The sequence below is a fragment of the Oxynema mangrovii CENA135 genome, from assembly GCF_016632315.1.
Classification (GTDB): Bacteria; Cyanobacteriota; Cyanobacteriia; order Cyanobacteriales; family Laspinemataceae; genus Oxynema; species Oxynema aestuarii.
Genome location: NZ_JAEOXH010000001.1, coordinates 1,984,916 through 2,001,204, shown reverse-complemented (window position 1 = coordinate 2,001,204; position 16,289 = coordinate 1,984,916). Strand labels below are relative to the sequence as shown.

Genomic DNA, 16,289 nt, shown 5'->3' with positions numbered 1-16,289 from the left:
TTCCTCCACATTTGGTCACTTTTGTCAACCTACATAATTGATGACACGCCCTAATTCACTCCTTAGAAATCCTTCGCAACAATCAAGTCATTCACCGCGACAGTCGCCCCAGCCCTCGCCAGGGAGAAATTGCTTTCAACTGGGATGCTCGCAATCAGCCCGCCGGAGAATATCAACTGCGAATCAAAGCAGAAATCCAACAACGAGGAATCGCCCCCGAAACAGTAAATCGGGCGTTCCTGTTCCATCACAATCCCAATTGGTTATCCCCATAAACCCGCTTTTCCTCAGAACTCAAACTGAATAATTACTGAATAATGCCCGATACAGCACTCGGGCGTCTGATAAGGTACAGTGCCGATCCTCCTATCTCTCCTTCGCCCCCCTTTCAAAGGGGGGTTGGGGGGATAGAGGGGAAACGAGCAAAGTCCCCCTTTTTAAGGGGGATTTAGGGGGATCTATAATGTCTTGCATAGCAGAGGAAAATGCTGTAACTCCCCATCCCCCCAAAATTCTCATGACACCCAACCGACCTAGACAGCGTTGGTCTCAGTGGCAAAATCACGCTCGGCAGGTAGTGCGATCTGCCCGAAAACATCGCCTAGTCGCCCCTATTTTGCGGCTTCTCAAGCGCCTTCGCCTCAGTTTTCTTCACCTCAGTTCCAGCGTTTTGCGTAGCCTCATTCCCCTCACCCAAACCTTCCTAAAACACCTAATTCAGGTTCTCTATAGCCCCTATCGTTGGCTGCGATCTCTCAAGCCCAACCCCCCGTTATCTCCCCAACCGACCGCCAGCACAATATCCGACGAAGACCCCTATCCCTTTGCCGACCAATCAACAGCATTGCGATCTTTTATAAGATCCCATGTTCATCATATTATTGCCCTGCTTTTCTTAGTCATTGCCTTCTCTTTTATCCTCGCATTCTTCATCCCAGTTTCCATCTCCTTTGAAGGCAACATCATTACTCGTCAAGTGAGTTTTACCACTCGCACTCAAAACAACCAACTCTTAATTAATTCCCTTCGTTCCATCTCACGGCTAGAAATCGAAGGGTTACAAGTCAATCCCCTAACTCTGTGGGGAGAGTTCGCAACAGATGACCCAACCCAGGACATCTCCGAATTCAGTCAACTCGAAATGACCTTAAACTCCCCAGACAGCAAACTCATTTTCGACACCAGTTTCGACCCCAGCAACCCCGACAACCCCAACGAACTCGAAATTCAATCCCTCCGCCTACAACCCGGCACTCGCGTAAGAAACTTAGCCTACGACCCAGAACGCCATCAACTCTCCCTCACCCTCAACCCCCCTCACGACGAGAATCCCGACCACAACACTCAAAAGACCAGCATTCAACTCTCCCTAGGGGGAAATTCCCTACAGGTCATCGCCGAATACGTGAAGAGTCCTCAATTGCAGTTTCGTCCCTCAGACAATACAGTTGAGGAACAAGCTGAACAAGCTGAAATCTTCGACTATAACCAAGAGAAATTTAGCTGGACTCCCTATAACACAGAATTAAACTTAATCTTCCAAAACGAAATAACACTTTACATTGACTTACCGGATTTAGAAACCAGCGAATATCAAGACTGGTTTTGGGGAGGCTTTGAAGTAACCGATGTAGACTTTACCTACAACACCACCACCGCAAACGTCCCCGATGAATTAGTGCGCTCAACCATTTTACAGGGACAAATCAAGTTCTTAAATCAAGACCTACCACTAGAGTCCGAGCAGTTTCTAGTCTTACCGAGTTCCTCCAACATTCAACGAATTCCCCGCTTAAAACTCCATCCACAGTCCCCGGCGGGCTTACAAGTTCGGATTCACGGCAAAACCGATGAAATAGCAGTAGGACTTGACCCAAACTTCCCAGTGCGGCGCCTCAAATCTAATTTTTGGGAACAGAGATTACCACGAGATTTGATTGGCATCTTGTTAACCATTTGCTCCGTAATGATTGGCTATTTAATTCCGTGGCTGTTTACTTAGAGACTATTTATAAAGAAAATACCCAAAAATCAAGTGAGGGGGGTTTGGTTACCAAACCCCCCTCACTGAAATCGTCCCTCTCCCTTGGGATGTATTTTAAAGTAGAAACTCCAAACAACAAAACCCCCACACAGAAGTGCAGGGGTTTTCGGAAAAAGAACCGGGCAGCGAGCTATTGTCCCAGGAGGCAACCCTCCAAGTATCGTGGCCGTACTTGAGTTTCACAACCGAGTTCGGGAAGGGATCGGAGTGGGGCCTCAAGGCCATAGGCACCCGGAAAGAGAATGAAGGAAAAACCTTCAAAAAAGCAAAGACAACCAAGAGAGAAAAGAGGTCAAGCGCTCGGTCGGTTAGTACGTCTCGGCTACATCCCTCGCAGGACTTCCACCTAACGCCTATCAACGGGTAATCTGCCCGGGACCTTACTGGATTAACTCCACCAGAGCACTCATCTTGAGGTGGGCTTCCCACTTAGATGCTTTCAGCGGTTATCCACGCCACACATGGCTACCCTGCGTCTACCGTTGGCACGATAACAGGTACACCAGCGGTGTGTCCCTCCCGGTCCTCTCGTACTAAGGAGGGCGCCTCTCAATGCTCTTACGCCTGCACCGGATATGGACCGAACTGTCTCACGACGTTCTGAACCCAGCTCACGTACCGCTTTAATGGGCGAACAGCCCAACCCTTGGGACGTACTTCCGCCCCAGGTTGCGATGAGCCGACATCGAGGTGCCAAACCTCCCCGTCGATGTGAACTCTTGGGGGAGATCAGCCTGTTATCCCTAGAGTAACTTTTATCCGTTGAGCGACGGCCCTTCCACTCGGAACCGTCGGATCACTAAGGCCGACTTTCGTCCCTGCTCGACTTGTAGGTCTCGCAGTCAAGCTCCCTTGTGCCTTTACACTCGACGGCTGATTTCCAACCAGCCTGAGGGAACCTTTGCGCGCCTCCGTTACCTTTTAGGAGGCGACCGCCCCAGTCAAACTGCCCACCTGAAACGGTTCCCCGCCCCGCTTAGGGGTCGAGGTTAGACTTCTAGCTTCGCCAGAGTGGTATCTCACCGGATGGCTCCAGTTTCCCCGCAAGGAAACCTTCCACGCCTCCCACCTATGCTGCGCAAGCGAAGCCCGAAGCCAATTCCAGGCTACAGTAAAGCTTCATAGGGTCTTTCTGTCCAGGTGCAGGGAGTCCGTATCTTCACAGACAATCCTATTTCGCCGAGCCTCTCTCCGAGACAGCGCCCAGATCGTTACGCCTTTCGTGCGGGTCGGAACTTACCCGACAAGGAATTTCGCTACCTTAGGACCGTTATAGTTACGGCCGCCGTTCACCGGGGCTTCGGTCGCCAGCTTTACCCCGCAGGGCTGACCGACTTCCTTAACCTTCCGGCACTGGGCAGGCGTCAGCCTCCATACAGCGTCTTGCGACTTGGCGGAGACCTGTGTTTTTGGTAAACAGTCGCCTGGGCCTCTTCACTGCGACCCCCCATCAGGGGGCACCCCTTCTCCCGAAGTTACGGGGCCATTTTGCCGAGTTCCTTAGAGAGAGTTAGCTCGCGCCCCTCGGTTTTCTCAACCTCCCTACCTGTGTCGGTTTCGGGTACAGGGAATTGAAGCTTATGGCGGTTGGGGCTTTTCTTGGAAGTTCGATCTGTACCACTTCGACCTCGTAAGGTCTCGTACTCGTGCCTTAACTCCCGACGTTTTCGCCGTCGGTCTTCGTCTCGAACACTTGAACCGGTAACCAACTTCCGGCTGGTCTCGACCCGCTCCGTCCTCCCGCGCCAACTTCAATCCGTACGGGAATGTTCACCCGTTGTCCATCGACTACGCCTTTCGGCCTCGCCTTAGGTCCTGACTAACCCTCCGCGGACGAACCTGCCGGAGGAACCCTTAGGGTTTCGGGGCATTGGATTCTCACCAATGTTTGCGCTACTCAAGCCGACATTCTCACTTCCCCGACGTCCACACCTGCTCTCGCTAGTGCTTCTCCCGTCGGGGAACGCTCCCCTACCAACGATTGCTCGTTCCACAGCTTCGGTAGACCGCTTAGCCCCGTTCATTTTCGGCGCCAGAGCGCTTGACCAGTGAGCTATTACGCACTCTTTCAAGGGTGGCTGCTTCTAGGCCAACCTCCTGGTTGTCTTTGCACTCTCACCTCCTTAATCACTGAGCGGTCATTTGGGGACCTTAGCTGGTGGTCTGGGCTGTTTCCCTTTCGACGATGAAGCTTATCCCCCACCGTCTCACTGGCCGAGTTCTTGACGAGTATTCTGAGTTTGTCTCGATTTGGTACCGCTCTCGCAGCCCGCACCGAAACAGTGCTTTACCCCTCGTCATCATCTTCGACCGCTGCGCCTCAACGCATTTCGGGGAGAACCAGCTAGCTCCGGGTTCGATTGGCATTTCACCCCTAACCACACCTCATCCGCCGATTTTTCAACATCGGTCGGTTCGGACCTCCACTTGGTGTTACCCAAGCTTCATCCTGGACATGGTTAGATCACCCGGGTTCGGGTCTATTAAACGAGACTGTTAACGCCCTGTTCGGACTCGCTTTCGCTCGGGCTGCGGCTCTTTGGCCTTAACCTAGCCTCGTCTAATAACTCGCCGGCTCATTCTTCAACAGGCACGCGGTCAGACGTTTAATCGTCCTCCCACTGCTTGTAGGCTAACGGGTTCAGGTTCTATTTCACTCCCCTGCTCGGGGTTCTTTTCACCTTTCCCTCACGGTACTGTTTCTCTATCGGTCACGTCGGAGTATTTAGCCTTACGAGGTGGTCCTCGCTGATTCACACGGAATTCCACGGGCTCCGTGCTACTCGGGATTCGGCTGAGGCGTTGGCGGTTTCGACTACGGGACTTTCACCCCCTCTGGTGCGGTATTCAGCCGCTTCGTCTACTGCCTCGGCTCTCGTTGTTGCCGTCCCACGACCCCGATGACTTAATGTCTTCGGTTTAGGCTGTTCCCGCTTCGCTCGCCGCTACTGAGGGAATCGATTTTTCTTTCTGTTCCTCTGGTTACTAAGATGTTTCAGTTCGCCAGGTTCGCTCGTTCCCGTCTATGGATTCGACGGGTCGTGCTTGGGGTTGCCCCATTCGGAGACCTCCGGCTCGATGCTTGTTTCCAGCTCCCCGGAGCGTTTCGTCGGTCACCACGTCCTTCTTCGCCTCGACGTGCCTAGGGATCCACCGTTAGCCCTTTGTAGCTTGACCACTTTTGGCTTTTCTAGGATTTTTTTCCCTATGCTTTTCTCTTGGTGTCTATGCTTTTTTCAAGGTTCTTTGCTGGCTTTCAATCCAGCAGTCCGTTTCTCTGCTCGAGTTGACGGGTGCTGTTTTGAATTCCCTTTGACTTTGATTCGTTAGGTGGAGGTAAGCGGACTCGAACCGCTGGCATCTGCCTTGCAAAGGCAGCGCTCTACCCACTGAGCTATACCCCCTCCGGTTCTAGGTGGGCCATCCTGGACTCGAACCAGGGACCTCACCCTTATCAGGGGTGCGCTCTAACCACCTGAGCTAATAGCCCTCGCTGCGAACCGCACGAAGAGTTTGACAGTTCTTTTTTGATCTTCCTTCTTTGACCTCGACCGACCTCGGGATGCTTTGGTTTGAGGGGCTCTTTTTGGCTCTCCCTGTTTCCAAAGTTGGGTCTCCCTTAAAGGAGGTGATCCAGCCACACCTTCCGGTACGGCTACCTTGTTACGACTTCACCCCAGTCATCAGCCCGGCCTTCGGCATCCCCCTCCTTTTACGGTTAGGGTAATGACTTCGGGCCTGGCCAACTTCCATGGTGTGACGGGCGGTGTGTACAAGGCCCGGGAACGTATTCACCGCCGTATGCTGACCGGCGATTACTAGCGATTCCTCCTTCATGCAGGCGAGTTGCAGCCTGCAATCCGAACTGGGGCAAGGTTTTCGAGATTCGCTTGCACTTGCGCGCTTGCTGCTCTTTGTCCTTCCCATTGTAGTACGTGTGTAGCCCAGGACGTAAGGGGCATGCTGACTTGACGTCATCCCCACCTTCCTCCGGTTTGTCACCGGCAGTCTCCCTAGAGTTCCCACCTTCGTGCTGGCAACTAAGGACGAGGGTTGCGCTCGTTGCGGGACTTAACCCAACATCTCACGACACGAGCTGACGACAGCCATGCACCACCTGTGTTCGCGCTCCCTAAGGCACCCCCAGGTTTCCCCGGGGTTCGCGACATGTCAAGCCCTGGTAAGGTTCTTCGCGTTGCATCGAATTAAACCACATACTCCACCGCTTGTGCGGGCCCCCGTCAATTCCTTTGAGTTTCACACTTGCGTGCGTACTCCCCAGGCGGGAGACTTAACGCGTTAGCTCCGGCACGGCCCGGGTCGATACAGGCCACACCTAGTCTCCATCGTTTACAGCTAGGACTACAGGGGTATCTAATCCCTTTCGCTCCCCTAGCTTTCGTCCCTCAGTGTCAGTTTCGGCCTAGCAGAGCGCTTTCGCCACCGGTGTTCTTCCCAATCTCTACGCATTTCACCGCTACACTGGGAATTCCCTCTGCCCCTACCGTACTCTAGCCTTTCAGTTTCCACAGCCTTTTCGGGGTTGAGCCCCGACCTTTGACTGCAGACTTGAATGGCCACCTGCGGACCCTTTACGCCCAATAATTCCGGATAACGCTTGCCTCCTCCGTCTTACCGCGGCTGCTGGCACGGAGTTAGCCGAGGCTTTTTCCTCGGGTACCGTCAGTTCTTCTTCCCCGAGAAAAGGAGTTTACAACCCAAGGGCCTTCCTCCCCCACGCGGTCTTGCTCCGTCAGGCTTTCGCCCATTGCGGAAAATTCCCCACTGCTGCCTCCCGTAGGAGTCTGGGCCGTGTCTCAGTCCCAGTGTGGCTGCTCGTCCTCTCAGACCAGCTACCGATCGTTGCCTTGGTAGGCTTTTACCCTCCCAACTAGCTAATCGGACGCGAGCTCTTCTGTAGGCGGTTTCCTTTTTACCTCTCGGCTCATTGGGTATTAGCTGTCGTTTCCAACAGTTATCCCCATCCTTCAGGTAGATTCTCACGCGTTACTCACCCGTCCGCCACTGACTTCCGAGGAAGTCCGTTCGACTTGCATGTGTTAAGCAGACCGCCAGCGTTCATCCTGAGCCAGGATCAAACTCTCCGTGTTATCCTCTTGTTAATGAGGACGGAAGAGCTGATTTGCTCTTGGTTCTTTGAGGTCGTTTTTCAGACCTCTTTTTAGTTATTTTGACGAGGTTTTTGTCGGTCAATCCGACTGTCAAACTCTTGTGTTGTCTAGGTTCGGTCGCTCGGTTGCGGCGCACTGCCGCTTTCGAGCGCTTTACTAATCTAGCAATCCCCTTTGCCTCTGTCAACCCTTTTTTGAATTTTTTTTTGGAGATGAGATCTAAGTTGCGCTGAAGCCTTATTGTGATGGGGTTTACAAGCCGATCGCCTCAGCTACTCAAGGGACTTTTGGGTGAGTAGGAGGGAGGGGTTGAACGATCGATGGCTGCTTGTTGGGGTTCAAAGACCTTAGCGAGCGATCGCCTGACCTGCGAGCCAACTGGTCGTCCAAGCATTTTGAAAATTGAACCCTCCCGTTACGCCATCGATGTCCAAAATCTCCCCAGCGAAGAACAAACCGGGACAAACACGACTTTCCATCGTCTTGAACTGAATTTCGGGGAGGGAGATCCCGCCACAGGTGACAAATTCTTCCTTAAAGACTCCTTTACCGCCGATGAGATAGGCTCCTTGGGTGAGCTGAACGGCGAGATGATTTAATTCTTTTTTAGATACTTCGGCCCAACGTCTTTGAGGATCGATGGGAGTTGTGGCAACTAGCCGTTCCCACAGACGGCGAGGTAGAGTAAACGGCGAATGAGTACCGATCGCCCGTCGCGGAAAATCACTTTTGAGCTGGTAGAGAAGCTCGCGGGTTTTTTCGGTACTCAGATCCCCGATCCAATTCACCGACAAAGGAGCTTGATAACGGCGATCGTGTAAAAAACGGGCGCCCCAGGCTGACAGTTTTAACACCGCAGGGCCGCTCAATCCCCAATGAGTAATCAAAATCGGTCCGACTTGCTCTAATTTCGCCTCTGGAAGTTTCAAGCGAGCGACGGGAACGCTTATTCCCGCCAAATCTTGCAAGCGTTCGTCGCGAATATTAAATGTAAATAGAGAAGGAACGGGGGGAACGACTTGATGTCCGAGCGATCGCGCGATCGCATATCCCAGAGGATGACTTCCCGTCGCCAATAACAGACGATCGCACTCCAAACAGTCCCCAGACTTCAACCCGATCTCGAACGTCCCAGAATCCAGACAGGTCACTCGAACCACCGCCGCCCCAGTTTTCAGGGTCACTCCCAGTCGATCTGCCGTTTGGCGCAAACAGTTTACAATGGTAGCCGAGTCATCGGTCGTGGGAAAAATCCGCCCGTCCTCTTCCGTTTTCAGGGTCACCCCCCGTTCCTCGAACCAGGCGATCGTATCTTGGGGTTGAAAACGAGAAAATGGACCGCGCAAAGCCTTTCCCCCACGGGGATAATGTCCGATCAAAGTGGCGGGGTCGAAACAGGCGTGAGTGACATTACATCGACCGCCGCCAGAAATTCTAACCTTGGTCAACGGCTGACGTCCGGCTTCTAGAATCGTCACTCGTGCCGTCGGATTGGTTTGAGCGCAAGCAATAGCGCCAAAAAAACCCGCAGCGCCTCCTCCGATCGCGACGACGGTTAAGTTGTCCTTGGTTTCCAAATTTCCTCGATTTTCCGACGGATTGAGATGGCCGTTTTAGGGAGATCCAATGCGGTTAGGGACTCCCCAATCCTCATTATAAGAGTCCCCGTGCGACTTAGCGATCGAGTTTGGACGGATGAATTTCTTGCAGACGGTTGTCGTCCCAGAGATAATAACGAGTGGCCAGTCCTTGGGAAGCGATCGCCCCGTAGAGATTGCGGATATTTTGAGGAGGATTGACCACGAGCAGACGACTTTCGAGCTGGAATTGAATGCCGACTTCCGAACGAATGGGTTGCAGGTAAACCTGACCTGTTTCGGCGTCTACGATCGCAATTTCCTGACAAGTCGTGCCACAACTCCAACTGACAATCGTATACCGTCCGGCAAAATTGGGGCCGACAGTCGCCGCAGGTTCGATGATGCGGCGGAATTGACGCGCACTCGGATCGCTGTCGAGATCGACCGGGGAGGGAGCATCCTGGTAAATCTGTTCGACAGCAAACTCTTCAAAAGGCATCGAACCCGGGGAGATTTGAGCCAATACGGGGGTCGAAATCGCGCTCGCCAGGAACATCTCGATGACAAGGGCTAGAAATTTCATCGGTAAAAATAAAATATTGAGGGCTAACGGAGGTCCATCGATGACGTTACGAATTTACCGTAACGAGATCGCGAAGTGAAAGGAGGCAAGCCATCTTTTTATACTTTCCGTCAATTTTTCTCGATACTCAAATGCCCCGATTGATGATATTTTAAAAAACTACACAAAGCAACCAAAGCCCAATTCAAACACCGAGCGATCGCATGGCGTCTAAATCGGGAAGAGAAGAAACCGAAAAAGTTCGAGGGAGAGTGACCTAAAGTGGAATTGGGACGATCCCGACTCGGTGGAAAGGACGGGGTTAGAGTCGATGGCTGATTCAAACTCTTCGAGGGTTAATTCGAGTATCAGTGCTGTCCAGAGAATAGGTGACCCGACGATCGCCAGCCGACTTAGAGGGGGGAGTAGGCGATCGCCGCAAGCCGATGGGAGGGATAAAGATTCTAGACCATCAACCCATAACTGAACGTGACTCGAGGAGATCGGGGCAAAATTGTAGCAAGAGGCCGTCAACTCCGTGAATGTCAGGGGAAAACATAGGCATTCTCGGACAGCTTGGTCATAGCGATCGCCACGCCAACTCAGTAAACTAAAGTATAAAACTACATGCGAACTCATTCCACGAACTGCTATTAAATTGTTGAGTTGGCGAACCGATCGCCATTCGGGTCGGGGAAATAACCCAGAATCAGAGCGTCATGACAGAGGACATCCATTTCGAGCCGTCCCTTCCCTTCGATGTCGAGGGAGAAGTCGGTAGCCATAGTCTTTTGCGATTGAGGAGAATCGAGCAATGAGCCGAATTTTGCTTTGGGTAGAAAATGCAGAAATTCGGCAAGTCTTGGTGCGAGAATTAGCTGGCGACTGGGAGATCGTCAGCCCGTCGAGTTCGACCGAAGTGGAGCTTCTCGCAACAGAAAACCGCGTTGACTTGTGCATTCTCGACGGCGAGATCTTCCAAGCCAATAACGTTGGGGGAGAGACTTGCGTAGCGTCTCCCGAGGAGGATGGCGCCTGGCGGTCATTCCTCGATCGCCTACCGATCTTATTAATCCTCAACCCCGACCAACTCGGCCTTCTCGACCTCACCCGTGACGACGAACACCGACGACGGGACGAGAATCGCCTGCATTGGGACGACCTGTTAATCGCCCCCATTCACCCTCAAGAATTACGGTATCGAGTCGATCGCCTGTCCTCCAAACGAGCCGAACATCCAGACGCACAGATCGCCAGGTCTACGCCCTCGTTCCCCCCTCGGCGACTCGAAGCGACCCCTCCCTCGCTCGGCGAAAACAGCGATCGCACCACGGACGAATTATTCCGACTGTTAGTCGAAGGGATTCGAGATTACGGCATTTTCCTGCTCGACGCCACTGGAAAAGTCACCAGTTGGAATAAAGGGGCCGAACGGATTTTCGGCTATCGCAGTGAGGAAATTATCGGCGTCCACTTCTCTTGTTTTTCTCCACCCGAGGATATCGCCACGGGCAAACCCCAGCAAGAATTGCAAATGGTGGCCACGGCGGGACAGTGCGAAGATGAAGGATGGCGGGTGCGCGCAGGAGGGCAATGCTTTTGGGCGAGCATGACGATCTCCGCCTTGCACGACGAAGGGGGGCAATTGGTCGGATTTTCGGCGATCGCCCACGATTTGAGCGATCGCCAAGCCGTCGAAATGGAACTGTGTTCGCTGACCCGCGCCTTGCGAACCCTGTACGACTGCAACCAGGCGATCGCCCGCGCCGAAAGCGAACCGCAACTGCTGCAAGAGATTTGCCGGATTATCGTCGAAACCGGAGGCTATCGCCGCGCCTGGGTCGCCTTAGTGCCACCTCATCCAGAGTCCTCATCTTCCCCAGAGCAAACGAGCGCCGACAATCTCCTTTCTCCATTAACGATGGTGGTGCATAGCGCCTACGACACGGCAACGGAACCCGGCGAACTGGATTCAGAGTTCCCTGAAAATTGGCACGAACTGCACGAAATTGTCCTCGGTCGGGGTCAAGCTCAGATCGTGCAGAATATCGGCGCCGACCGGAGTGGGGAACCGTGGAGATCGGCAGCGATCGCGCGCGGAGTATACTCGACGATCGCCCTTCCCTTGCAAGGGGAACAAACCACGTTCGGCGTGCTGCGAATTGACGCCGATCGCCCCGATGTCTTTACCCCAGAAGAAGTCGAACGCTTGCAAGAACTCGCCGACGATTTAGCTTACGGAATCGTCGCCCTACGCAATTGGCAATCGCGGCGCCTCGCCGAAGCCGCCTTAACCCAGAGCGAACGGCGCTATCGGCAATTAGTCGAATTACTGCCCGAAGCCATTTTCGTTCACACCGAAGGGCAGATCGAGTTAATTAATACCGCAGGAGCGCAATTACTCGGAAGTGGGGATCCCCAAGAATGGCTGGGGCGATCGCTCTTCGACGCGATCGCCGAGCAAGACACCCGGGACATCGAAGAACGGATCGAGCGAGCGATTCTCCTCTGGAGACACGGCGCAAACGCCGAAAAACAAGCCCTTCCCTTTGTCGAACAAACCTTGCACACCCTCGACGGGATCGAAATTCCCGTAGAAATCGCCCTCAGTCCGATTGCCGAAGATCTGACGGGGGTTTCTGTCCTCACCGTCGCCCGGGACTTGCGCGATCGCAAACAAATGGAAGCCGCATTGCGTAAAAGCGAACAAGTCCATCGCATTACCTTAAGCAATATTTCCGAAGCCGTCTTCGCCACCGACGACGGGGGTCACTTTACTTACATCTGTCCCAACATCGACTTTATTTTTGAATACAACGTCGAAGAAGTCTATCAATTAGGTCATATCAACGCCTTGCTCGGAGAACGCTGGTGCGAGGAACAACAACTGCTCGACCGACAAGGCTCCGGTGCCGATGGCGATCTCGACTGGCATAATATCGAGTGGGAAATTCTCGACAAACGGGGGCGATCGAAAACCTTATTAATCAGCGTCCGGCAAGTTGCGATCGAAGGCGGAACCCTCCTTTATACCTGCCGCAATATCACCGAGCGCAAAAAAGCCGAACAAGCATTGCGCGAAAGTGAAAATCGTTTCCGAACGACCTTTGAAGGGGCGCCTATCGGCATGAAATTGGTGGATTTGGAAGGGCGGTTTTTACAAACCAATCCGGCGCTCGATGCGATGTTGGGTTATCAGGCGAGCGACCTCAAAGGGATGAATTTTGTTCAAATCGTCCATCCCGACGATTTAGAAACCAGTTTGAAACTGTATCGCGACCTGCTCCACGGCGATCGCGAACACTATCAAATTGAAAAACGCTATTTGCGCGCCGACAGTCGCGTCGTTTGGGTACGGGCGAGTTTTTCGTTAATTCGAGATAGCCAACAACAGCCACAATTCGCGATCGCGATGGTCGAAGACATCACCGAACGCAAACAAGCGGAAAAAGAATTACAAATCCATCGCCATCATCTCGAAGAATTAGTCGAAGAACGCACCGGGGAACTGCGACGCACCAACGAACAATTACAAGAAGAAATCCGACGTCGCGAACAGGCCCAAGAAGCGCTGATTCGGGTCACCGAAGCGGTCGAAAGTACCAGCGACGCGATCGGGATGTCGGATACCAGTGGGCGATCGCTTTACCACAACCGCGCCTTTCTCGAATTATTCGGCTACAGCGTCGAACAACTCAATCGCGCGGGCGGACCGACCGTGTTATTTGCGGATCCCAAAGTAGGAGCGCGGGTGTTCGAGTCGATCCGACAAGGGAAAAGCTGGAGTGGAGAAGTCAAAATGCGAACTCGGGGCGAGCGGCGCCCCTTGGGAAGTCAAACCACGGCGCGATACTCCTTCGGAGTCGGTTCGCGAACGTTGGGGCGCAGCATCAGCCCCGTACCGGAACGAGATACGGTATCGATCTGGTTGCGGGTGGATACGGTTCGCGACGAAAGCGGAAAACGAGTGGGGTCGATTTGCGTTTATACGGACATCACCGAACGGAAAGCGGCGGAGGAAGCCCTCCGCGAAAGTGAAGAGCAGCTTCGGATTTTGATCGACGCGATGCCGGATTTGGTCTGCTTTAAAAACGATCGCGGCGCTTGGTTGGAAGCCAATCGCGCTATGTTAGAAGCGTTCCAATTGAGCGATCGCGACTATCGCGGCAAGACCGACGACGAATTAGCTCAAATCAGTCCCTTTTACCGCCATTCCCTATTTACCTGCCAGCAAAGTGACGAACGAGCGTGGCAGCACCGGGGGTTAATTCATATTGAAGAGGCGATCGCCTTACCGGACGAACGAGAGCGCATTTTCGATGCGATTAAAGTTCCCTTATTTCATCCCGACGGGACGCGCAAGGCGGTGGCGATCATCGCTCGCGATATTACCGAACGCAAGCAAGCGGAAGAGAAGTTAATCCGCTTAGCTTCGATCGTCGAATCCTCGGACGACGCGATCGTCGGTAAAACTCTCGACGGGACGATCTTGAGTTGGAATGCGGGAGCTTGTCGCATTTACGGCTACAGCGCCGAAGAAGTCAAAGGGCGATCGATCTCGATTTTGGTCTTACCGAAACGACTGGCGAGCGAGCTGCGGATGCTCAAACGCATTCAGCAAGGGGGGAGCATCGATCACTACGAAACTATCCACGTCCGCAAAGATGGCAAGCTGATTCACGTTTCCCTGACCATTTCGCCGATTAAGGATACGACGGGCAAAATTACCGGAGTGTCTACTATCGCCCGCGATATTACCGATCTCAAACGGGTTGAAGAAGCCCTCGAACGACTGCGCCATCAAAATGAGTTGATTCTCAATTCCGCCGGGGAAGGGATTTGTGGTGTAGACCGTCAGGGACGCACCACGTTTATCAACCCCGCAGCGTCGCGAATGTTGGGCTATCCGATGGGGGAACTGCTCGGCGCCCCTCTCGCGAAAATTATCGCCCCGCTATCTGGGGAGAACGGGACGGAAGTGGGGAGTCCGCCGATTCATTCGCCAATTTATGCGGCTCTCAAAGATGGTTCGGTTCACCACGGGACCGATGAGGTGTTTTGGCGTAAAGACGGCAGCAGTTTTCCCGTGGAATACATGAGTACGCCGATTCAAGAACAAAGTCAAATTGTCGGGGCGGTGGTGACGTTTAAGGATATTACCGAACGACAGGCGATCGAGCGGATGAAAGATGAGTTTATTTCCGTGGTCAGTCACGAATTGCGCACTCCCCTGACCTCGATTCGCGGTTCGTTGGGTTTGCTGCAAGGGGGATTGCTCGAAAGTCAGCCGAGTAAAGCCAGACGGATGCTCGAAATTGCCGTATCGAATACGGATCGCCTCGTGCGGCTGATCAATGACATTTTGGATTTAGAGCGCATCCAGTCGGGTAAGGTCTCGATGCTCCATCAGAGTTGCAATGTGGCGGAGTTGATGGTGCAAGCGGTGGACGCGATGCGGGCGATCGCCGAAAAAGCCCAGGTTCATTTGTTCGTCGAACCTCTCTCCCTTCACATGCAAGCGGATCCCGATCGCGTCGTCCAAACCCTGACTAATTTACTGAGCAATGCGATTAAATTCTCCCCGGAAGGGGAATCGGTATGGCTCAGCGCCCAAGTGAGCAATGCCATCCCCCGGGAAACCGCCGACGGCGAGGGCGATCGCACCGCCGCTTCCGTGGGGGACAGGAGACGGGAAGTTTTATTTCAAGTGCGCGATCGCGGACGGGGGATCCCCGCCGACAAATTAGAAACCATTTTCGAGCGCTTCCAACAGGTGGATGCGTCGGACTCGCGCAAAAAAGGGGGGACGGGTTTGGGATTGGCCATTTGCCGCAGTATTGTCGAACATCACGGCGGTCGGATCTGGGCCGAAAGCGAACCCGGTCGGGGTAGTTGTTTTTCCTTTACCCTGCCTTTGGATCGTCCCACTCTTAACGAGGCTCCCCCGAGTCCGCCATTGCCCTCTGCGGAGGTCAGCCCCCCTTCTCCTCCGTTAATTCTGGTCGCCGACCGTCACGAGGAAAGCCGCCATCGATTGGTCGCATGGCTCGAACGGGCGGGATACCGGGCGATCGCCGCCCACAGCAGCCTCGAAGTAGTCGAATTGGCGGCGACCCTCGCGATCGAGTCGATCTTTCTCAATCTCGACCCGTCGGATATGAACGCCTGGCAGACGATCGCCCATCTCAAAAACAATCCTAAAACCCGGGACATTCCCGTCACTCTCGTCACCGATCTCTCCTGCGTGCGGGAGGCAGCCGGACTCTCGGAAATGAAGGGATGGATCGGCAAACCACTCCAAGAGAGCCTCTGTCCGGTCACGGCGGCGATCGCCGAACCAGAGTCGCAGAACCGAGAACGGGGAGACGACGCCAAAGCGCGGGTTTTAATTGTCGAAGACGATCCCGATCTGGCTCAAGTGTTGGTGGCGACCTTCAAACGTCATGGAATTGAAACCTTCCACGCGCGCACGGGTCGCGAAGCCATCCAAATCAGCCAACATGTCATTCCAGATTTGTTAGTCTTGGATCTAGTGCTGCCCGAATACGATGGTTTTGCTGTCGTCGATTGGTTCAGGCAACACGATCGATTTGCTCGAATGCCTTTGGTTGTCTATTCGGCTCGGACTCTCGATCGCAACGAACGCGAACAACTCAAGTTAGGGGAAACGGAATTTTTGACCAAGAGTACCAATTCTCCCGACGAGTTCGAGCGCCGCGCGATCGCCTTACTCGAACGCATGGTCAAAACCGATCGCTCCTAACCCTTGAGCTGTGCTAAGTTTCCTTTGAGAATGGCGATTGACTCCGCTTGCTCCCCGACCGATGCCCTCGGGCCAACCTAAACCAGCAGGCGCGATTCTCCTCTGGAGACCCTTCGGGAACGCCCCTTGCCGCGATCGCTCCCCAGAATTTTCTCAAGCCTTGTATTGTCGAACGATCGGTTTCTACGCCCGTAGAGACAAGGAGAAA

The 16,289-nt window shown here is 53.6% G+C and carries 6 protein-coding genes, 2 tRNA genes and 3 rRNA genes; 2 read left to right on the top strand and 9 right to left on the bottom strand.

Features of this window, described 5'->3' with window-relative positions; genetic code table 11:
- Positions 1–62: 62 nt before the first annotated feature.
- Entirely contained in the window at positions 63–248 is a 186-nt protein-coding gene (locus JJD41_RS07930; protein WP_200665447.1) for a hypothetical protein, read from the bottom strand.
- Between the two features lie 215 nt (positions 249–463).
- Here JJD41_RS07930 and JJD41_RS07925 point away from each other — a divergent pair, with 215 nt between their 5' ends.
- Positions 464–2,002, top strand: a complete 1,539-nt coding sequence (locus JJD41_RS07925; RefSeq protein ID WP_200665446.1) for a hypothetical protein — start codon at positions 464–466, stop codon at positions 2,000–2,002.
- Between the two features lie 159 nt (positions 2,003–2,161).
- Here the strand turns inward: JJD41_RS07925 and rrf are convergent.
- The 8 genes from rrf to JJD41_RS25260 form a co-directional block, all read right to left on the bottom strand.
- Positions 2,162–2,279: ribosomal RNA gene (rrf, locus tag JJD41_RS07920) — 5S ribosomal RNA — on the bottom strand.
- A 53-nt stretch (positions 2,280–2,332) separates the two neighbouring features.
- Positions 2,333–5,221: ribosomal RNA gene (locus JJD41_RS07915) — 23S ribosomal RNA — on the bottom strand.
- Between the two features lie 154 nt (positions 5,222–5,375).
- Positions 5,376–5,448, bottom strand: a tRNA-Ala gene (locus JJD41_RS07910).
- Between the two features lie 12 nt (positions 5,449–5,460).
- Positions 5,461–5,534 (bottom strand) — tRNA-Ile (locus JJD41_RS07905).
- A gap of 131 nt (positions 5,535–5,665) precedes the next feature.
- Positions 5,666–7,155, bottom strand: a 16S ribosomal RNA gene (locus JJD41_RS07900).
- The 16S, 23S and 5S rRNA genes sit together here with 2 tRNA genes alongside, the layout of an rRNA operon.
- A gap of 368 nt (positions 7,156–7,523) precedes the next feature.
- Entirely contained in the window at positions 7,524–8,753 is a 1,230-nt protein-coding gene (locus JJD41_RS07895; protein WP_200665445.1) for a BaiN/RdsA family NAD(P)/FAD-dependent oxidoreductase, read from the bottom strand.
- Positions 8,754–8,850: 97 nt separating this feature from the next.
- Positions 8,851–9,339, bottom strand: a complete 489-nt coding sequence (locus tag JJD41_RS07890; protein WP_200665444.1) for a hypothetical protein — start codon at positions 9,337–9,339, stop codon at positions 8,851–8,853.
- Positions 9,340–9,971: 632 nt separating this feature from the next.
- Entirely contained in the window at positions 9,972–10,103 is a 132-nt protein-coding gene (locus JJD41_RS25260; RefSeq protein ID WP_255547245.1) for a hypothetical protein, read from the bottom strand.
- A 29-nt stretch (positions 10,104–10,132) separates the two neighbouring features.
- On the opposite strand from JJD41_RS25260, the gene JJD41_RS07885 reads away from it, so the two are divergent.
- Positions 10,133–16,081 carry a PAS domain S-box protein gene (locus JJD41_RS07885; RefSeq protein ID WP_200665443.1) on the top strand — a complete coding sequence of 1,983 codons (5,949 nt, stop codon included), beginning with the start codon at positions 10,133–10,135 and terminating at the stop codon, positions 16,079–16,081.
- The last annotated feature ends 208 nt before the right edge of the window (positions 16,082–16,289 follow it).

Excerpts from the sequence above, each read along its gene's own strand:
- JJD41_RS07930 (WP_200665447.1), bottom strand. The coding sequence starts at position 248 with ATGGAACAGGAACGCCCGATTTACTGTTTCGGGGGCGATTCCTCGTTG.
- JJD41_RS07925 (WP_200665446.1), top strand. The coding sequence starts at position 464 with ATGTCTTGCATAGCAGAGGAAAATGCTGTAACTCCCCATCCCCCCAAA.
- JJD41_RS07890 (WP_200665444.1), bottom strand. The coding sequence starts at position 9,339 with ATGAAATTTCTAGCCCTTGTCATCGAGATGTTCCTGGCGAGCGCGATT.
- JJD41_RS25260 (WP_255547245.1), bottom strand. The coding sequence starts at position 10,103 with ATGGCTACCGACTTCTCCCTCGACATCGAAGGGAAGGGACGGCTCGAA.
- JJD41_RS07885 (WP_200665443.1), top strand. The coding sequence starts at position 10,133 with ATGAGCCGAATTTTGCTTTGGGTAGAAAATGCAGAAATTCGGCAAGTC.